Raw genomic sequence first — 20,330 nt, 5'->3', positions numbered from 1 at the left:
CGTTACAAGCGATCGCACTGGTTTTATTGGTTTGCTCTCTCTCGAAATTTTGATTGAACTAAAATTTAAAAATTACTAATTAATACTCTTTGAAGAGAAATAAGTTCAGCTATGGAAACTTTTTGATGATTGCAAATTTCATGCGATCGCTGGTAGGTCAATCTTAAACTAGTTTTGCTAACTATCTGAGTACTTAGATCGACAGATTAAGTATAGTGTTACTTACGAACATAACTTCTGCATTTATGTTAAAGTATGCCTGGAAGATGAAATTCGGCTGTACAGTTTGTTTTTATATATACTTGTATTACAGACCTCTCCGGATCTAAATCTCTACACCCTTTGATTCTGGAGACATTCTATGTCAATTTACGTCGGCAATCTATCTTATGAGGTTAAAGAAGATGACCTCCGGCAAGTCTTTGCAGAATATGGAACTGTAAAAAATGTTCAATTGCCTGTTGACCGAGAAACAGGTCGGATGAGAGGTTTCGGGTTTGTGGAATTGGAATCAGACGCACAAGAACAAGCGGCAATTGATGCCCTTGATAATGCTGAATGGATGGGTCGAAGCTTAAAAGTTAATAAAGCCAAGCCCAAAACAGATGGCGGTTCCTCTGGTGGTAGACGAGGAGGCTATGGTGGTGGTGGCGGTGGTGGTGGCCGCTATTAAGGTCTAAAACCAAAAATTTAACTCTCAGGTCTTAAGGGCAGACAAGGAGTCTGCCTTTTTTGCGTTTTGGGACTGGTATTTTGACTCAGCACTCAGCACTGGCTCAACCTTAGCTATCCGCTAACAGCACTCAGCACTTTTAAGTCAGAGAGCAGGTGGTTACTGAGCGTAGTCGTTGGCGCAGCCTCTCGTAGAGAAGTGATGCAGGAGGTTTTAGGAAATAATTCTTATGAAGCCATGCGTTAGGGTAGCTTACCGCAGGTATCGTTTTTGTAATAGGTGTAGCAACAATGAACCCAGAAGCTAAACATATTGTTAACGAACTAAGGCATAAGTTCTACTCTAACTTTGCTGCTGCGATGAGTATGCCAGTACTTATAACTGGTACATCTTATAGTAGTAATTCACCGATCGCATCTTGGATGGATCGTAGGCAGAGACTCAACTATATAAATGTATACGCTTATACAGCACCCGATGAATTTGTCCCATTCCGCCCATTCATTTTGCGACTGGCTATTAACAAAAGTGCTGGTAGAGTGACAGTTACCAGAAAAGGACAAGTCTGCCGAGGTATGAATTTGTTGTGGGATTTCGAGTTAACTGTATTACCAAAAGAAATCTTAGACTTTCTTCCCTGGATAGTTAACTTAGTTGAGGCCCATGATAAAGGTTCGCCTTTGTTGCTAGAATCACCACCCCATTCATTTGAATTAAATGTGTCAGAGGTGGGGTTATTTAATAACGCCTGGACAGAAAAAGCTTGGCTGTTGGCAAATCCGACCATGTTCCCTAATAATAGTCTGTCAAGTTGAAATTAATAGACCTCTTGCATAAATCAAAAATAAGAAAGAACCCCACCCCGCCAAAGCTACGCTTTGTTTCCCCTCCCGAAGAGCCTACGGTGTACAGACAAGTCGTATTACCCCCCTTAATCCCCCCGATATATTGGGGGGAAATAAGATTTCCGGTTCCCTCCCCTTTACAAGGGGAGGGTTAGGGTGGGGTAAAACCTGTCTTCTTCAGCTATTTTCAGACTTATGTGTACACCGTAGCCCGAAGAGCGGGGAGGGGGTGTTAGGGACATTTGCAAGAGGTCTAATGAATCAAGCCTATAGGGCAATACAGTTCAGTTAAGCATTTTTTCTTTCTCTCTGGGTTCTCTGCGCCTCTGTGGTAGCCTGCGGCAAGCCGTTCGCGTAGCGTCTCGTAGAGAAGCGTCTACGTTAAAAAAATTGATTTCACAAAGGGTTTTAGCCTTAACGGAACCGTATTGTGCTATATATGCCTGATAATTAATAAGGCAATCTACAAATAGCAAAGATGCAGACTCTCCAAAAACTCTCACTCCCAAGTATGGGCTGCGGTACTTGGGCTTGGGGCAACCAACTGCTTTGGGGATATGACGAAAGTATGGATGTGCAGTTGCAAGCCGTATTTAACCTTTGCGTCAGCAACGGTGTAACTTTATTTGATACAGGCGATTCTTACGGAACGGGGAGATTGAATGGTCGGAGTGAGTCACTTCTGGGACGATTCAACCGAGAATATGTAGGTTCAGGCAAAGAAAATATTTGTATTGCAACTAAGCTTGCTGCTTACCCGTGGAGATGGACGCGTCAATCAATGGTGAGAGCTTGCCAGTCATCAGCCCAACGCTTGGGAAGAAATGTCGATTTGGTACAAATGCATTGGTCAACAGCAAACTATGCTCCTTGGCAAGAGGAAGGACTTTTAGATGGTCTTGCCGATTTGTATGAGCAAAGACTGGTCAAGGGAGTGGGATTATCTAATTATGGGCCGAAACGGCTGATGCGAGTGCAGAAAAAATTCGCCGAACGAGGCGTTCCGATTACAACTCTGCAAGTCCAATATTCTCTGTTGTCTACATATCCTGTCACTCAACTCAAGCTCAAAGACCTTTGTGATGAGTTAGACATTAAATTGATTGCCTACAGCCCTCTAGCGTTGGGAATATTAACAGGAAAATACTCCGAACAAGGCCCTTTGCCTAAAGGCATTCGAGGTCTGTTATTTAAGCAAATATTATCAGGAATGCGTAGAGGCAAAGCGGCTTCTGCTGGTAAATCCCTTTTGGAATGTTTGCGAGAGGTGGCACAGTTCAGAAACAAAACTATGTCACAGGTAGCAATTAATTGGTGCATCTGTAAAGGAACTATTCCCATCCCTGGAGCAAAGAGCGTGGAACAAGCGAAGGAGAATCTTGGCGCGTTGGGTTGGCAATTAGACGCTGGTGAGATTGCAGAGTTAGATAAGGCGGCGGCAAATTCAGACAAAAAAATGGTACAAAATATCTTTCAAACTAAGTGAAATTTCAACGTAGCTGAATTTGAATATGAATCATTGTAAATAGGTATTTCGACAAGACTGAGATGGGAATGGTGTAGTTCAATGATTTGAAAAGCGTTGTCAATTCAAGACTTTTGTCAGGAGTCTAGTGATGAGCTTATACAGTTTGAGTATTATTATTAGAGACTTCATCTGTACTAGCTTTTAAGCGATTGACTAAGCTTCTGCGGACGCGATCGCTTTTGCGAACACCACCCGCCATTTCATATTCATGGCTGTCTTTGCCGTACTTAAAGGCAACTCCCAGGAGCATTTTTTCAGTCAGTTCGCTCAAACTTTTTTCCAACTCTTTCATCTCACTTCTATAAGAGTCAATCACAGCTAGAGTCGTATTATAAGTATCTATTTTGCTACGGTACTGCTGAATTATTTGTCTAAGACTTTGCAAGTTCCGAGCATCCCCAAAATCCATGCCAGGATCGATTGCTTTGAGTCCGGCGATTCTCAATTCAGCTTTTTCTAGAACGCGATATGTACGCTTTTTACGAGGCATAACTATCTTCTTTTTATGGTGTTCTAGAGCTAGCTTGCCCTACTAAAGCCTAATTCTGGTTGAGTGAAATCCACAAATTTGGTGTTTAATGTAACTATCGCCTCAGCAATATCCACTAAAAATATGATGTTTGTAACAAAAATCGTCGTAGTGGTAACTAAATTCGTAACATTGTAACGAAAATAATGATGTTTGTAACAAAAATCGTCGTGGTGGTAACTAAACTCGTTATTTTAGTAACAAACTCGTAATATTGTAACGAAAAGAATGATGTTTGTAACAAAAATCGTCGTGGTAGTAACGAAACTCATAATTTTAGTAACTTAAAGCGCGATGTTAGTGGCGATGTTAGTAACGGCAACTGGTTTTAATTTCAAAAAACTTAGATATCAGACGCAATTAGTTGAAAAAGTAATGCTGAACTCTGCAAAATCTGTAACGCTGAGTAAAATATGGGTTTTTTAACTTAGCTGCGGAATTTAGAACAAAAGCGGTGTGTTAATAAGTAAATAAGATACACATAGTCAAGGCAGCATTATGATACTTGAAACTGCGGCGATCGCTGTTGGCACTATAATAGCTACCAAAGCCTTAGAAAAAACAACCGAAAAGGTAACAGAAACCTTATTAGATAAGACTGGTAAGTTTCTCATCACCCTCAAAAAACAGTCTCCCCATACTGTAGCTGCGATCGAGAAAGCACCAGAGCAACCACTTGATTATGGCAAGGCTGTACGAGAGGTAGAATCGGCTGCTAAAGCTAATCCTGAAGTGGCTCAAGCTGTGCAGGAATTGGCCGCAGCAGCTAAAGCAGAACCAAATCCTAAATTGGCTGAAATTCTGGCTATGCCTAACCTGGAAAAATTAGCAGATAAAATTGGTCAGGTAGTAATGCCAGGTGGGACAGGAAATATTCAAAATCAATCCTTTTAAGAATTACCCCCCTTAATCCCCCCTTGGAAAGGGGGGAAAAACAAATCTAGTTCCCTCCCCAATACATACGGGGAGGGTTAGGGAGGGGTAAAAGGCTTGCAGTCAACTATTTTAGACTTGTGTGTACGCATAACCGTTTTGGAGAGAGGTCTTTCAGTTTCTGTGAATAGCAAGATTTAACTATATATGCCTGAAGACTCCGGGAAGTTTGCCGAAAAAATTGGTGTTTTTGCTGCGTCTGGCGCTCAAGTTAACATTGGCACTCAAATTATTGAGGGGCAAAAACAGTTAACTCCCACAAAATCTATCCCTTATCGCGGTTCTGTTCATTTCGTCGGGCGAGAAACGGAACTGACAATGCTGCATAAAGACTTGCAGCGCGGATATTATGTAGCAATAGCGGGAATGGGTGGCGTAGGCAAAACTGAATTAGCCACCCAATACGCCAGACGATATCAACAAGATTATGGCGGCATTGCCTGGTTTAACGACAGAGAAACCAATCTCGCCGCCGAAGTTTTAGAGTTTTTCCGGTTGCAGTTCGGTTTAAAGATTCCCCAAGAATTAGGAGGAAGATTTTTAAGCCTTAAAGAACAAGTCGCCTGGTGTTGGTCTAGATATCCTAACTCTGAGTTACCGATTTTAATTGTCTTCGATGATGTAACTGATTTAAACAACCTCCGCGAAGTCGTTCCCAACGATAACCGCTTCCAAGTCTTAATTACTACTCGACTGCGGCATTTAGACCCAAATTTTATTCAAGAGATTCCCTTAGATGTTCTCTCGCCGCAAAAAGAACCAGGGAAAGCCTTAGAACTGTTAAAAGGACTGTTGGGGGAAAAAGATAAGCGAGTTGACAACCAACCACAAGCCGCAACTGCAATATGTGAATGTCTGGAATATTTGCCCTTGGGGATAGAGTTAGTTGGAGGTTATTTAGTACGCGACCCGGAAATGTCTTTAGATATGATGTTTGGGCGATTACAAGAACGTAAATTAGCAGAGTCAGCTTTACAAGACCGGGAAACTCTCAACTCAACTCAACTGGGAGTCAAAGCCGCCTTTGCTTTAACTTGGGAAGAACTCGACCCACTGGCGCAACAATTAGGAAAATTGTTAAGTTTATTTTCTCCTGCACTAATTCTTTGGGATTTGGTTATTTGGGTGGCGACAGGTGGAGGGAAAGCAGAAAATGAGGAAGAAAGACAGCTAACTTGGTCAGAAAATGAATTAAACGAAGCTAAAAAGCAACTCTACGGGCGTAACTTGCTGCAACTCTTAGAAGAAAGAGCAGGATGTTATAAAATTCATGCCTTAGTATGGTGGTTTTTGCAAGAGCAGTTAGCGGGGTCTGGTGAGATTAAATCAGCTTTAGAAACAACATTCACCACTGCCATGATAACCCTTGCGTCAAAACTTCCCGACTCACCCACCTTTGAGCATATCGAAGGCATGAGGTATGTTGTTCTTCATCTTGAAGACCTGGGAAAACGGTTAATTAAAGAGATAGGAGAAGTAGCAAAGGAAGAGATAATTTCTCCAGCATCAATACCCAATGATAAAGTAGGTTGGATATTTGCGGGAGTGGGAAGATTTTACGAGGGACAAGGATTATATCAATTAGCAGAACCTTGGTATAAGAAATGCGTCAAAGTTTGCAAATTTATGTTTGCCGATGACCATCCTCATGTGGCTACTAGCTTAGACAATTTAGCAGCACTCTATCATAGCCAAGGACGGTACAGTGAAGCCGAACCTCTTTCTATAAAAGCTTTAGCGATGACAAGGCGCCTGTTTGCTGATGACAATCTTTATGTGCCTACTAGCTTGAATAATTTAGCAGCACTCTACTATAGTCAAGGAAAGCACAGTAAAGCCGAACCTCTCTACATTGAAGCTCTAGCGATGACAAAGCGCCTGTTTGTCGATGATCATCCCAATGTGAATGTGGCTGGTAGCTTGAACAATTTAGCAGCACTGTACCGTTCCCAAGGGAGGTACAGTGAAGCCAAACCTCTCTACATTCAAGCCCTGGAGATGACAAGGCACCTGTTTCCAGGCGATCATTCCAACGTGGCTACTAGTTTGAACAATTTAGCTCTCCTCTACAATAGCCAAAAGCAGTACAGTGAAGCTGAACCTCTATTAATTGAAGCTTTGGCGATGAAAAAGCGCCTGTTTGTTCGCGACCATCCTCATGTGGCTAATAGCTTAAGCAATTTAGCATTACTCTACAATAGCCAAGGACGGTACAGTGAAGCCGAACCCTTCTACATTGAAGCCTTAGCGATGACAAAACGCCTGTTTACAGGCAGCGATCATCCCAACCTAGCTGGTAGCTTGAACAATTTAGCAACGCTTTACTGTAACCAAGGGCGGTACAACGAAGCTGAACCCCTCTATAGCGAAGCCCTGACAATGAGAAAGCGCCTGTTTGCAGACAATCATCCCGATGTGGCTGCTAGCTTAAGCGATTTAGCTATTCTCTACCATAACCAAGGTCGGTACAGCCAAGCCAAACCCCTCTACACCCAAGCCTTGGCAATATGCGATCGCATTTTAGAGGTGAATCATCCTTTAACAGCAAAAATTCAAAAAAATTTAGCAACCCTGCAACGTCAGTCTACTCCCCGTGCTATCTGGAAACGTCGCTTAGGTCAGTTTGTCCAAATCTTAAAGGCGATATTAACTTTACCATTTTCTCTGTTGTGGCGATTGGCTAAAAAATTAATTCGTCATTAAAAGAGCAAGTTCAGGCGATAGAGTTTGCAATCTAGTAGTTTAGAGCGTTCGTCGTACCACTTCGTGGAAGCAAGCTACACGTAGCGTCTCGTAGAGAAGACGTTGCCGTTGGCGTTCGCGTTAGCGTCTCTGAAAGAGAAGCCTCTCGTTCGCGCAGCGTCTCCGACAGGAGAAGAGAAGGTATCGCTATTCTCTCATCAACGAAGGTGCGATCGCTATTTCTAAGCTTTGATTACCAGATAGTCTGGACATGATACTGTGCAATTAGCTGGTCAATTGTCACAATTGGCAAATTCTCTACCTGACTTTGGGCAATCAGAATTCTGTCAAACGGATCTCGGTGAATGTTTGGCAAAGTGGCAACCTGTAGAGTGTGTGTCATTTGAATGTCTAGACTCTCGAAGCGGTTCATTGCTAGTCGGTTGGGAATATATTCTTCTACAGATTCAGGTAGAGTTAGCTTACCCGATTTAGTCTTGATGACAATCTCCCAAACACTTGCCACGCTCAGAAACAAAATATTACCTGAATCAGCAATTATAGTGCGACTAGTGGAAGATAACTGAGGGTCATCTGTTACCCACCAAAGAAATGCATGGGTATCCAGTAAAGCTCTCATCGCTAAACTAGATTAGAACTGTCAAAATCATTTAGGATATCTTCTGGTAAAGGCTCGTCAAAATTTGGTGCAATGATAACTTTACCTTTATCCAAACCTGGAATTCGAGGTGAGGTTGTATCTGTGAGAGCGACTAAGCGTGCAACTGGAATACCCTTCTGTGCAATCACCACCTCTTCACCAAGTAATACCTGACTCAGCAATTCAGAAAACTTAGCAGTTACTTCCGAAACATTAACGGTGATACTCATTAGCCTAAGTAATTGTTAATTCCTAATATTTCTTAGGATAACACTGGCTATAATTATTTTTACTTTGAGCAATATTAAAACATTGAAGTTGTGCGAATTCTCTATGCGGGACAAGATAGAGAAAGAATTTTATAACAGGAATGAGATTGATTAGCGATCGCTTGTATGATTACTTTGGTGGAGCGATCGCTTAAACAAATCCCGTAAATCATGCATCGTTTTCAGTGTCTATCTCAGATACATTCAAACCTGTTAACCTAGCTACCTGTTCTACTGTCATCCCAGATTCAAGTAAGTTGCGTGCAGTTTGTAATAACTGCGATTCTGCCTTGTCTGCCCTTTGGCGTTCTTGTTCTGCCCTTTGGCGTTCCTTTTCTTCAGGGGTTGGCAGCAACTCCCCTGTCAAATTTGCCCAGCGTAACCAAGTAGCATCAATACCTTTATAACTTCCCTGCCACAACTGCAATCCTAACCCTAAAGATTGACTCACTAACTGATTTTGAGCGTTCACTGCAATAGGTTGATAAGCTCCTTTTGCAATAGAAAAACCAGCCAAATCATTAGGGTTAAAAGGGTCATACCAGAAATATTCTGGGACACGCATTTGATTTTGATAAATCAGCTTTTTATCATTTTTATCTGCTTGGGCTGTGCTATCAGAAAGCAACTCAATAACTATATCTGGTGTTTTCCCCTCTTCCCAAACCACCCAACTGCGACGTTCTCCTTTCGGGACTCCCAACACAGCAAAAAAGTCTGGCCCTTTAAAGTCTTTGTTTCGCACTTGGGCCAGACTGTAGTAAACAAACATATTACCGCCGATAAACCCATCCTCTCGTTCTTCCAACCAAGGTATCAGAGCATCTATCAGCAAATCCATCTGGGTTTTGTGTCGTGCGCTTTCCATCGGAATACCGTCATCGTCTGGTAATTCTGCTTGAGTGGGTGGGAGTTGAATATCTGGTGCAGCTAGGGTAGTTTCTGACATAGCTTTTCACCTTGTGGGGAGGCGTGGCGGGTATTTTTATATTAAGCGATCGCAGAAATTTCAGTTAAAGAAGAATTCAGAAGTCAGAATTCAGGAGTCGGAAATTTACACCCACCACTCAATTGTTGCACGACCAAATTCAAAATCTCTATGAGACGCTGTGCGTAGCTTAACTTCTGCAAAGAAGTACGCTGACTCGCTATCCGCCAGTTCTACAGAAGACTGAACTGAATTCTGACTCCTGACTCCTGACTCCTGAATTCTGTTTGTTAAAAATTTGCTTTCGATAGTTTTGCAATTTGCCCAGTAAAGTATGCTTCTTCATGTTTGAGTTGTTGCGCCAGTTTTAACCCTTGTTGAAAAGCTGTTAGTGCTTGAGGAAATTCTTTGCGTTCTAGATACAATTGCCCAATTTGGTCATAAGCTTGCATCATTCCGTAAAAATTGGCAGCTTGCGCCTGTATCTGCACCAGAATTTGGCTAGCCTGCAAAGCCTCTTCTGTTTGTCCTTGGGAACGATACAACGCAATTAACTTCTGCAAAGCATCACCAGCCCGAACGTACTCCTTTAATTGCCAAGCAGTGGTATAAGCTTCTTGATAATTGTTAAAAGCTTCTAGCAGTAAATTAGGATCTTTCTTGGCTAGAGATTCGTAATCTGAAGCGATCGCTAGCTTTAATTCTGGTATTTCCGTAAGATTATTTTCATTGACATAAATTTCTGCTAGCTTGTTAAGTACATTCAATGACTGCTGCGGTTGGCTTGTCTGCTCGTAAATATAAGCCAGCTGTTGCAGATATGTTACTTCGTTTACACGATCGCCAAGAGATGTAGCTAAACTCAACAATTCCTCGTAGATTGGCGCAGCTTTGCGATAATCAAACCAACTCAAATGCAATTCTCCAAGCGTCTTGAGGGTTTCTAATACTGCTGTTTGGTCTTGTTGTTGTCGCACTACTAGCAAAACTTGGTCATAAGCTTCTATAGCTAATTTAGACGATCGCACATTTTTGTAAGCTTCACCTAGCGATCGCCACAATTCTAGATCGATTGGGGCAGCTTTTTTCTGAGATTGGGCTTGTTTTTGAATTGCTTGCAATCGTTGCGTAATATATTGTACTTCTTGGCTGTCATTTTGCTTCCAAGCGATCGCGCCAACTCGTGATAATGCTTGCACCTCTGCTAATGAACCTAAAAAGCGCCGCAAACGTAATTCTCGGTTCCAAATTTCAAACGCCGCAATCGGTTCGCCTGCTTGCAGTTTCGCCGCCGCTGCTTGATTTAACGCATCTAACGCTGGTTCTAACTTTTGCCGTTCTTGGGGAGTTAACGGTTGTTTATCCTTGGGCGATCGTGGTAGCAGTGGATCGGGTGTGGTAATCTCTAGAGGGCTAGGAGGAAATTGATCGGGTGGTTTCGGCGGTTTACTCTCTGCCAGTGTTAAGGAATTGCTAAAGAGTATAGTGGCAGTAGCGATCGCAATTAAGTGCCTGAGCATGAGTACTTTACTTTGCCTTGAGTGAGTTATATGAGATAATTAGCAATTATCCCCATGCCTATTATTGACTAACTATTCTCCAGCTTTTCTCCAGCTTTACAAGAAAAGCCTAATTGAGAGCTATGTGGCTTCACCTGTGCGAATTTTGCCAAAATAAATTCTTAACGAATTCTAGTTGTTAGGTACAAGATGTAAGCAGCTTAACTTGTACTGAAGCAGCCTAATTTTCTCCAGTCAGAGCATCTATCCTAGATATAATTTAAAAATTGCGATCGCAACCGGGATTTTTGAGTCTAGGGAGTGTCAAAATAATCCTAGATCATATTTAAGCAACTAGTCGATCGTTTTGTAATGACTCATTCTACTGATATCGCCACCTTAGCCCGCTGGATGGCAGCTGACTTTAGCAATCAAGAACAAGCTTTTGAAAATCCGCCTTTTTATGCCCATATCCGCGTGTGTATCCGTCCCCTTCCCTTAGAATTATTCTCAGGGGTAAGTTTGTTTCTCGAACAAGCTTATGATTTTATGCTTAATCAACCCTACCGGATGCGGGTAATGAAATTGATTCCGGCAGAAAACCACATTGCAATTGAACACTACACCGTTAAAGAAGAACAAAAATTTTACGGTGCATCTCGTGAACCCGAACGCCTCAAAGAGTTGTCTGTTGACCAATTGGAAAAAATGTCAGGTTGCAACATGATTGTAGAGTGGACAGGTAAGAGTTTCAAAGGCAGAGTTGAACCTGGTAAAGCCTGCATAGTGGTTCGTGACGGCAAAAATACTTATCTGGATAACGAATTTGAGATTGACGCTAAAGAATTTTTCAGCCTCGACAGGGGAAGAGATTTAGACACCGATGAACGTCTCTGGGGTTCTATCGCCGGCCCATTTCACTTTCTCCGCTGGGGTAGTTTTGCCGATGAAGTCAAGGTGTAACAAGCCAAGAGTGAAGAATTACAACTCTCTTTAATCAGCTAAGAGTTGCTTGTGCTGCGATCAACCTGCAATCGAAATTTTCTAGCGATCGCCTAAAGACTACCAAAAACATCCAGTTAACCTACTATCTCTACCTCAGAATCCTATGCTATCATGGTTTAACTAGCGCCCGATGACTACTAAATGGCTACTAAGATACCTTAGCAACATTAAAGTAGTTCAGGGAATCCTGCTGTGGCGGCATAGCCAAGTGGTAAGGCAGAGGTCTGCAAAACCTTTACCCCCGGTTCAAATCCGGGTGCCGCCTTAAAAAAAATATAAGCACTACAGGGTTTTCAAGCCCTTTTTTATTGGGCGTTAAAGGCTTGCTTTCAAAGCCTTCAGAGATTTTTGGGGTTATTTTGGCTAGTTTGGGTAAAGAACTGGGGTAAAACTGGGGTAAAAATGTAAGGTAGAGGTTTTTACCCCAATAAGTATTTCTGGGGTAAAACTGGGATAAAGTGGAAGGGTAAAGGTCTTTACCCCAGTTAATTACCCTTATGGAATCTCAAAAATCTCAAAGTATTGCCCGTCGGGGTTCAGTGCAGATTAAGAACTCTAACGGCAGTCTCCAATTGGTTTTTTCTCATCCTATTATTACGCCCACTGGAGAGCTAAAAACCAAGCGTTTCTATCTTTCAACAAGGCACGATGATACACCTTTTGGGAGACATCAAGCATCGGCTTTGGCGACAAAAATCCAGAGGGATATTGACTATGGAGAGTTTGATGCCAGTTTAGTTAAGTACAAACCAGCAGCGTCATTAAGCACCGTTACCCCAATTACCCCAACTACACCTTCACCTAAACCCCAACCAGACTTGGGAGAATTATGGGAAAAATACACTGAATTTAAAAAACCACAGGTTAGTCCTTCTACTTATGCAGTTGACTACCGCAAGTATCGCAATCACATTGCTAAGTTACCAACTAAAACTTTAGATGATGCGATCGCAATTCGAGACTATTTACTTGAAAATCTCAGTGCTAATGCCGCCAAACGTACTTTGACAAATATAAATGCTTGCTGTGATTGGGCACTTAAGAGTCAGCTGATTGAATCAAATCCATTCCAAAGTATGGCAAAAGATATTCAGATACCGAAGTCAGAATCAGCAGAATATGAAATTAATCCCTTCACTAAGGAAGAACGAGATAGCATAATTCAAGCATTTGAGGAGAGCAAACTCTACAACTACTATGCTCCTTTAGTAAAATTATTATTTTTTACTGGGTGCAGACCATCAGAAGCGATCGCTCTACAATGGAAGCATATCAGTGATAAATACATTACCTTTGAGCAAGCAATTACCATCAGTACTAAAGGGTTAGCTCTCAAAGATGGATTAAAAACCCAAAGCCAAAGACGTTTTCCGATTAATCATCAGCACCGTGAAATTTTAGACTCTATTAAACCTGAGAACTGTAACCCAGATGATTTTATCTTTAGAAGCAAGAAAGGCGGCATAGTAGACTTTGGAGATTTTCTCAATCATGCCTGGAAAGGTTACAAAAATCACCGTGGTACACATATAGATGGAATCGTAACTCAACTTGTAAAACAGGGTGTAGTAAGCGAATATCGCAAACCTTACCAATGCAGACACACTTTTATTACTCTTTGCCTGGAAGCTGATATTGATGCGAAGGATGTAGGAAGGTGGGTTGGTAACTCTCCAGAAATTATTTACAAGCATTACGCAGGTAATAAACGTAACTTACAGGTGCCAGAGTTATAAATTTGTTGAATTAAAAGATAGGCGATCGCCTACAAAGCAATTGTGTTAATCAGAAAATACGGTGATTTGATAAAAGTAGCTTTTGCATCGAATGCTGCTACTTAATGATTGATCACCTTGTCCATTAACTCTTAGCATTTGTGTAAATAACACAAAGACGCGATCGCGCTTTATTCAGTGTCTGCCTTTATACTGCCACCCAAATCAACGAAAGCTGCACTTTGCTCAAAAGAGATGTTAGGTGATTTCCGACAAAGAAAAGGGAGCATCCCAATTTTGCAAATTGACTAAGATAACAGATTGTCATTGCGAATGAAGCGAAGCGGAATGAAGCAATGACAAAATATATTTTTACACATTTGGGATGCTCCCAAAGAAAATACCTGTGTTGGCGAGTTTCGACTTCGCTCAACTCTCGATCTATCAGTTGGTTGAGCGAAGTCGAAACCAACGGCATTGGTATATTTATTCTTGTAAATCACCTTATTGGCACTAGGGGTTCGTCCCAAGCTGATCATCAGGGCATACAACACTAAAGGTGGCAAAGATACCAGAGAAATTCAGGTTCACCCCAGGCTCATTGGTAACAAGTTAAGTAAGTGTTAAATGTGATACAAAACCCAATACGGTTCAGTTAAGCATTTTTTTCTTCTCTGTGTTCCCTCTGTGCCTCTGCGGTTCGTTAAAAAATTTGACTTTGATAAAGAGTTTTAGCGTTAACTGAACCGTATTGATACCAAAACCTATATCTGTGATGCTCCCAGAAGATTTAGATGCCTACGTGCGGTGCGAAACAAGCCCAATCGTTCCGAGTGGTTGCGGCAGGTTATTGCTGAGGCTGTGGCTAAGGAACAAGCTTCAGCTTCCCAGGAAGATTGATTGGGAATTTTGCTCAAGCGATCGCTGGTATATTTGTAATTGAGGTAAAAGTAGCGATTAATGACAGCTTGTCCACTTTTACCCCTAGTTAACCAATGGATCTGTATTTCCCTGACAAATCCATGCTCCCCAGTAAAAGGGATGTTCTAATGGTGTGTCTTTTTCTTGACAATCAATTCTAGTATTTACTGATAACTCTTTGACCGCTAAAAGCTCCTTTAGCACTTCCAGACCCAAAGCTGATTCGCGCAATTGCTTAACTGTAATTCTACGTATATAATTCTGAGTAGAATGTAACGCTTCAGACCGACTCATGGCAGACTGCAAGTTATCAAAAAAACGCTCCATCAGTAAGGCAGTTACTTTGTCAGGAACAGACCATAGGCTCATCACCAGAGTTTTTGCACCTGCCACTGCAAAAGCACGCCGCAACCCAAATACACCTTCGCCAATTTTAATATCTCCTCTGGCAGTATCGCAGGCAGAAAGAACCGTCAATTCATTCGCCCACAAATCTAAACTGGCAATATCTTGGGCAAAAACAAAGCCTTTACCTGCTGCTTGAGGAAGTCTCCCACCAGCCAGCCAAGTATTAGCACCCGCTAACGCCAGCCCAGAACGCAACATGGGATTTTCTACCTTGGTTGTTCGCAGACCTTCCATGTTTAATAGGTTGCGCTTGTTAGTGACTGGTTGCGCCTGGGAATCGCTTTGGAATAAGCCATGAGTCGCAATTAGCATGATACTGGGACACTCGCTAGTTGTCAGGCGGGTTTCTAGTGCTTCTGCGCCTAAGTATAATTTGGCATCAGGCAGTTTTTTCGCTACACTTTCCCCCAAAAACCTTGTCCCTGGAGCGCGGAACAAGCCTTTTGTGGTGAGAGTAGTAAGTAATTCTGGTATTTTTGGTGCTGTTGTATTGCCAGTTTCTCGATCTGTGGCTGCATCTGCTGTTAAATCAAAATCAGGATCGGCAATGATTAACGGTGTCGAAATAAAAGCTGTGGGTAGCTGAACTTTGCTACGGAGAATTTCTCGCCCGACACCCAGATAACTGATGGTATACTCATCCATTAATAGACGTGAGCCTGTGGCATCAATTGGCAATATTTGAAATGGCACTAAGTTTAAGTTACCATCGGGTGCAATGATAAGATGTTTGCAATCTTTCACACAGTCCCGGATGGGGTTAAACAGTGCTTGAGTTAGTTGCATAGCATCTGTGGAATTGTATGATTTTATGTGTAGTTTTGGTGCTTGACTACCTTTACCCCAGGCTAATGTGGGGTGAGTATAGTCGGATGCTTCTAAGCGAAAGGCAATAATTAGTCTGTCGATGGTATCAGCTGCGCCTAAATCTACCATTTGTACAGTATCTAGTTTTCCGGCTGTTAAGATAAATGCTAGATACCGTGCTGGATGCCATTGTGTTTCTCCATTGGCCGAAATTGCCTGAAAATTGAATACATCAAAGCGGACAAACTCGACCAAAATGGAATTAGGCGGTAATGCTGCGACAATCGCCTCACGGTCGAAAGTTTGTTGTGATAGCTGAATTTCTGGAACTTGTGCCGCTAATTGTTTTTGTAAGTTGTTATGTCTGTTTTGCAGTTGTCTCAAATTATCTTGGTATGTAGCTAAGTCATCTGTTTTGGGAACTGCAAAAGTCAGATGGATAATTTGATTGCTCAAATCGCGCAGTTGACGGAATTTTTCTGTCAGTTGCGGGTAGCGGCCATTGTAAAATGCTTCATTTTGAGCCGCCAGCGCTGAGGCGGTTAAGGCTTTACGTTTGAGAACAAAATCTAAGGCTGCAAGTTTTGCTGTATCTGAGTCAGCAAGATGGTTGCAGACTAGGGAGAGAAATAAGTCAAAGTTATTTCTGATTTTTTGCAGAAAGGCCAGGCGATCGCTTTCGGAACTAAAAGCAAATATATTACGAATAATCTTGTCATTGATGTTACTGGCTTCGATGCGATGAGATAAAGCTTCATCTGGGCGGTTAGTCGCAGCTAACACCGTTGCGAGATTATTTAAGCTAAATGCAACATCAGGATGTTCATCTCCCAACAGGCGTTTTCTCATTGCCAAAGTTTCTACATACTTCTGTTGTGCTTCTTCATAGCGCCCCAGCGAAAAGTATAACTCTCCCAGATTATTCAGACTATTAGCGATTTGTGGGTGTTCTTCTCCGAGTAATGACTTTCTCAGTTTCAATGTTTCTAAATGGAGTTCTTCTGCTTCTTGATAACGCCCTTGAAAATCATAAATAACGGCTAAGTTATTCATCGTACTTGCTATTTGTGGGTGTTCGTCACCAAAGGCGCTTTTAACAATAGCTAAGGCTGATAAAAGTAATGATTCTGCTTCTTGATATTTAAATTGAGCATGATATAATGCTGCTAAATTATTAAGAATTGCTGCTACGAATGGATGTCGTTCTCCTAAAAGATTTTTGGTCATTGCCAAAGATTCGAGATGCAGTTGTTCCGATTCAGAATATCGTCCTTGTAACCGATAAATAACTGCTATCTGGTTGAAAGTAATGGCAATATCAGGATGCTCGTTACCTAAGAGATTTTTTTTAATTTCTAGGGCTGATAAATATTTTTGTTCCGCTTGAGAATAATTTCCTTGTTCTTCATAAAGTCCTGCCAGATTGTTTAAAGCACCGGCAATTACGGGATGCTCTTTTCCCAATGACCTTTCTAGTATTGGGAATACTTCTAAATATAGTTTTTCAGCTTCCAAATATCGCCCTTGGTAAGTGTAAATTACTGCCAGAGTTTTTAAGCTATCAACAATATCAAACTCCTCAGAACTGAACAGTTGTTTTCTCAAAGAATAAGCTTCTAGAGCCTTTTGTTCAGCTGATACATAACGTCCTTGAATCAGATAAAGTTCTGCTAAATTATCCAAGCCGCTAGCAATATCGGGATGTTCATCACCTAGCAAGCGTTTTCTCATCGCCAAGGCTTCTAGATATTTTTGCTCTGATTCTAGGTAACGCCCCTGTTCTTGATAAGTTCCCCCTAGATTACTGAAGGTAGATGCGATGTATGGATGTTCTGAACCTAATATTTTATTCCATCTGTCTAAAACATCTAAATGCAGTTGTTCTGCTTCTAGATAACGTCCTTGAACATCGTACAATCTGGCCAAATTATTCAAGCTAACAGTAATATCAGGATGTAACTCTTCAAATAAGCGTTTTTTCATCGCCAAGGTTTCTAAGTGCATTTTTTCTGCTTCTTTATAGCGTCCAAGGGATGTGTAAATCGCTCCTAAATTAGTCAAAGTTTGAGCAATATCTGGATGTTCATCGCCAAACAGACGTTTTCGCATTCCTAAAACTTCTAAATGTACTTGTTCAGCTTTGAGATATTTTCCTTGTTCTCGATAAATTTCTGCCAGATTATTTAAATTAGTCGCAATTTGAAAATGTTCGGCTCCAAAAATACTTTTCCAAAGTTCCAGGGATTCTAAAAAATATTTTTCGGCTTGTGAGTAATTTCCTTGTGAATGGTAGAGTACTGCCAGATTATTTAAAGATTGTGCAACATCAGGATGTTCTGAAACTAAGAGACTTTTTCTAATAGTTAAGGCTTGTAAATACAAGGGATTGGCTTCTAAATAACATCCTTGTATCCGATATAATTCTGCTAAGTTATTCAAGCTATCACAATATTCTGAATGCTCTGTTAGCTGCTGGCTTGACCCTAAGTTGACAGCTTTTTGGGCAATAATTATTGCTTGCTTGAAGTTTCCTTGTCCAGCAAGTTGCACAACCTGTAAGTTAAGTTGATTTAATTTTTTTATCAGTTTTTTCATCTGCTATTTCCAGATGCTTGTATATTTTTTAGTTTTGACTTTTCAATCAATTACTTATTTTACCTAAAATTGTTCATCATCAGTTTCCATCCCCGTGAGGGGTAAAGGAATTAAAACATTTTATCGATAACGGATCAACATGGCAATAGCAATAATGTTTCCATCCCCGTGAGGGGTAAAGGAATTAAAACACCAAGCATCCCGGGATGCAACAAATAGCCCAGATAAGGGTTTCCATCCCCGTGAGGGGTAAAGGAATTAAAACGGAATTGAAACCTACTTTAGAGGCAATTCAAGGTCAATCTGTTTCCATCCCCGTGAGGGGTAAAGGAATTAAAACAGCTGGAAATTTTGTTGATTCAAGCAGACAAAAACCCTGTTTCCATCCCCGTGAGGGGTAAAGGAATTAAAACTTGTGTGTTTTTGCTGCTGTAATGGTTGTCTTATCTTGTTTCCATCCCCGTGAGGGGTAAAGGAATTAAAACTGTGTTCTATAGACCCGAGGCTCAGACCGCTTTTAATGAGTTTCCATCCCCGTGAGGGGTAAAGGAATTAAAACCATTTGCACCACAAAGTGCAGATGCGGCTCTGACAAGTTTCCATCCCCGTGAGGGGTAAAGGAATTAAAACTAATGTGTGTGTTCTGTCATGAGACTGAACATACATAGTTTCCATCCCCGTGAGGGGTAAAGGAATTAAAACAATCAACAACAACAATGTTGTCGATTTTATAGGACTAAACCGTTTCCATCCCCGTGAGGGGTAAAGGAATTAAAACGACGTTGTTTCACTGGAGCGCGTGCCTTTTCAACAGTGTTTTGTTTCCATCCCCGTGAGGGGTAAAGGAATTAAAACTAGAAGAAAATATGAAGTTGGTAGCGATTGCAAAAAGTTTCCATCCCCGTGAGGGGTAAAGGAATTAAAACAGTCGTAGGGACGATAAATCAATAAGAGATACAAATGTTTCCATCCCCGTGAGGGGTAAAGGAATTAAAACCCTACTCTTTCAGAAGCCTTACCAAGATTGAGTTTGACATAGGTCAATCTGAGGGGGTTGTTTTTTCGAGTAAATAATTGAGAAAATATCTCAATAGTAGCGACCTAAAGACACATGAAATGCTTACCCAGCAAGCTATCTGAGGGGGTCAACGAAAGAATAAGGGTTTCAGCCTTTGCCTGACCCCCTCAGATGCTTATCATTCAATGACAACTTATAAGTTTGCCAAATGATTGAGACTAACTGGAAACGCTGGATTTAGACTTTATTGATTTTTCATGGTTCAGTAATACTTCAGTATACATAGTATGAAAACAAACTATTAAAGTCAACCCACTTTACAATTTTTAACTACACAAAATTAAGCATTTTAGACCCGCGTAGGCGGTTTTGTCTTTGTAGTTGCGAGTTCTATTTGCACAGGTGAGTAATAAATTAGACTTTTTACTTGTTAACGTGCAGTAATCATGTAATCTGTATACCAAAGTTGATAGTCTCCGCGTTCAGTCACGTATTTTAGTAACTCTATAAGATGACTTGCTTCTAGTGACAAAACCTCATCATTCTCTTGCCGTAACCAGTCTAATGCAGGTACTTCCTTGGTAAGGACTGCGATAATTTCCTCCTTACCTGGTTCGCCTTCTACTGGAAAAGCCGTCATTGGCGAACCTTCTTGAGGCAGAGTTGTCTTACCTGTATTCAAGTGCGGCTGGGGAGCAAAACACGAGGGACAAAAACACGATAGTTGTCCAGATGTATCTTTTTGCAACAGTAGTAAATATCCAGGAGTCTCTAAGTTGATTTCAAAACGAATAAAGCTACCTACCTGCACTGATTTTTCGTAACGACTCGGTATTTTCTGACCCCAACCTAGTGTTTCCTCTTTTACTAAGACTAGCCCCATTTGTTCAGTAGGAGAGCTTAATAATTGAAGTTGTTGCCAAAGGTTATCGAGGGGTGTGAGTTCTTGGGGTTCTGCTTCACCAAATACAGCGATGTCTCGCCAGTCTAAGCCCAGAAAAACGCACATCTCTTGAAAATTTGTGCGATATATCGGTTTACCGTTGAAGAAATTACTAACAGTTGTGTAACCTAATTTAACCTCTATACCAAAATCTGTTTGAGTTAAATTTCTGGCTTTTAAGGCTTTTCTTGCCAGCTTCACACCTTCATCTGATGCAACCAGAGTCCTGCTCATAATAAGTAAAAAGGTAAAAGAATTTTACATAAGTCATATACGAACTCATATACAAGAGTCAATAACCCATACATGAACTCATATATGGCACTGCAACAATTAAGTCAAAGGTACTGCAAGACATTCGACACCTTTTA

General features: G+C 41.3%; 14 protein-coding genes, 1 tRNA gene and 1 CRISPR repeat array. Of the genes, 8 read left to right on the top strand and 7 right to left on the bottom strand.

Annotation, left to right across the window (positions count from 1 at the left end; all coding sequences use genetic code 11):
• Positions 1 to 361 precede the first annotated feature (361 nt).
• The 3 genes from V7K61_RS00475 to V7K61_RS00465 all read left to right on the top strand — a co-directional run bounded on the left by V7K61_RS00475 (position 362) and on the right by V7K61_RS00465 (position 3,004).
• On the top strand, positions 362 to 673 hold the full coding sequence (locus V7K61_RS00475) for an RNA recognition motif domain-containing protein (protein WP_289798627.1): 312 nt from the start codon (positions 362 to 364) through the stop codon (positions 671 to 673).
• Between the two features lie 290 nt (positions 674 to 963).
• Positions 964 to 1,488 carry a hypothetical protein gene (locus V7K61_RS00470; protein ID WP_335049954.1) on the top strand — a complete coding sequence of 175 codons (525 nt, stop codon included), beginning with the start codon at positions 964 to 966 and terminating at the stop codon, positions 1,486 to 1,488.
• 508 nt (positions 1,489 to 1,996) lie between these two features.
• Positions 1,997 to 3,004: an aldo/keto reductase gene (locus V7K61_RS00465; RefSeq protein WP_335049952.1), complete on the top strand. Its 1,008-nt coding sequence runs from the start codon at positions 1,997 to 1,999 to the stop codon at positions 3,002 to 3,004.
• 136 nt (positions 3,005 to 3,140) lie between these two features.
• Here V7K61_RS00465 and V7K61_RS00460 read toward each other — a convergent pair whose 3' ends face one another.
• The gene (locus tag V7K61_RS00460) at positions 3,141 to 3,536 is read right to left on the bottom strand and encodes a hypothetical protein (protein ID WP_335049950.1); all 396 of its coding nucleotides are present in this window, start codon (positions 3,534 to 3,536) and stop codon (positions 3,141 to 3,143) included.
• Between the two features lie 537 nt (positions 3,537 to 4,073).
• Between V7K61_RS00460 and V7K61_RS00455 the strand changes: the two genes are divergently transcribed.
• Together V7K61_RS00455 and V7K61_RS00450 are read left to right on the top strand one after the other, a co-directional pair.
• Positions 4,074 to 4,469, top strand: coding sequence for a hypothetical protein (locus tag V7K61_RS00455; RefSeq protein WP_442936278.1), 396 nt, complete (start codon positions 4,074 to 4,076; stop codon positions 4,467 to 4,469).
• 186 nt (positions 4,470 to 4,655) lie between these two features.
• Complete coding sequence (locus V7K61_RS00450; RefSeq protein WP_335049947.1) at positions 4,656 to 7,211, top strand: tetratricopeptide repeat protein; 2,556 nt, start codon at positions 4,656 to 4,658, stop codon at positions 7,209 to 7,211.
• A 232-nt stretch (positions 7,212 to 7,443) separates the two neighbouring features.
• Here the strand turns inward: V7K61_RS00450 and V7K61_RS00445 are convergent, their stop codons facing one another.
• The 4 genes from V7K61_RS00445 to V7K61_RS00430 form a co-directional block, all read right to left on the bottom strand.
• Positions 7,444 to 7,830, bottom strand: a complete 387-nt coding sequence (locus V7K61_RS00445) for a type II toxin-antitoxin system VapC family toxin (RefSeq protein ID WP_335049945.1) — start codon at positions 7,828 to 7,830, stop codon at positions 7,444 to 7,446.
• Between the two features lie 2 nt (positions 7,831 to 7,832).
• Positions 7,833 to 8,081 carry a type II toxin-antitoxin system Phd/YefM family antitoxin gene (locus V7K61_RS00440; protein ID WP_335049943.1) on the bottom strand — a complete coding sequence of 83 codons (249 nt, stop codon included), beginning with the start codon at positions 8,079 to 8,081 and terminating at the stop codon, positions 7,833 to 7,835.
• A 208-nt stretch (positions 8,082 to 8,289) separates the two neighbouring features.
• Positions 8,290 to 9,069, bottom strand: coding sequence for a Uma2 family endonuclease (locus V7K61_RS00435; protein WP_335049941.1), 780 nt, complete (start codon positions 9,067 to 9,069; stop codon positions 8,290 to 8,292).
• 269 nt (positions 9,070 to 9,338) lie between these two features.
• A complete protein-coding gene (locus V7K61_RS00430; RefSeq protein ID WP_335049938.1) occupies positions 9,339 to 10,568 on the bottom strand; it encodes a tetratricopeptide repeat protein in 1,230 nt (409 codons plus the stop codon).
• A gap of 351 nt (positions 10,569 to 10,919) precedes the next feature.
• On the opposite strand from V7K61_RS00430, the gene V7K61_RS00425 reads away from it, so the two are divergent.
• The 3 genes from V7K61_RS00425 (at position 10,920) to V7K61_RS00415 (ending at position 13,288) form a co-directional block, all read left to right on the top strand.
• Positions 10,920 to 11,510: a chromophore lyase CpcT/CpeT gene (locus V7K61_RS00425; RefSeq protein WP_335049936.1), complete on the top strand. Its 591-nt coding sequence runs from the start codon at positions 10,920 to 10,922 to the stop codon at positions 11,508 to 11,510.
• A gap of 236 nt (positions 11,511 to 11,746) precedes the next feature.
• Positions 11,747 to 11,817 (top strand) — tRNA-Cys (locus V7K61_RS00420).
• Between the two features lie 232 nt (positions 11,818 to 12,049).
• The gene (locus tag V7K61_RS00415; protein ID WP_335049934.1) at positions 12,050 to 13,288 is read left to right on the top strand and encodes a tyrosine-type recombinase/integrase; all 1,239 of its coding nucleotides are present in this window, start codon (positions 12,050 to 12,052) and stop codon (positions 13,286 to 13,288) included.
• A 963-nt stretch (positions 13,289 to 14,251) separates the two neighbouring features.
• Here V7K61_RS00415 and V7K61_RS00410 read toward each other — a convergent pair.
• Entirely contained in the window at positions 14,252 to 17,998 is a 3,747-nt protein-coding gene (locus V7K61_RS00410) for a tetratricopeptide repeat protein (RefSeq protein WP_335049932.1), read from the bottom strand.
• Positions 17,999 to 18,080: 82 nt separating this feature from the next.
• A CRISPR array of direct repeats spans positions 18,081 to 18,995; the repeat unit is 35 nt; unit sequence GTTTCCATCCCCGTGAGGGGTAAAGGAATTAAAAC.
• A 451-nt stretch (positions 18,996 to 19,446) separates the two neighbouring features.
• Positions 19,447 to 20,193 carry a DUF4384 domain-containing protein gene (locus V7K61_RS00405; RefSeq protein WP_335049930.1) on the bottom strand — a complete coding sequence of 249 codons (747 nt, stop codon included), beginning with the start codon at positions 20,191 to 20,193 and terminating at the stop codon, positions 19,447 to 19,449.
• Positions 20,194 to 20,330: the final 137 nt, after the last annotated feature.

It is taken from the genome of Nostoc sp. (genome assembly GCF_036918015.1).
Classification (GTDB): Bacteria; Cyanobacteriota; Cyanobacteriia; order Cyanobacteriales; family Nostocaceae; genus Nostoc.
The sequence above is the reverse complement of the archived record's forward strand: the minus strand, read 5'-3'. Positions and strand labels throughout refer to the sequence as shown.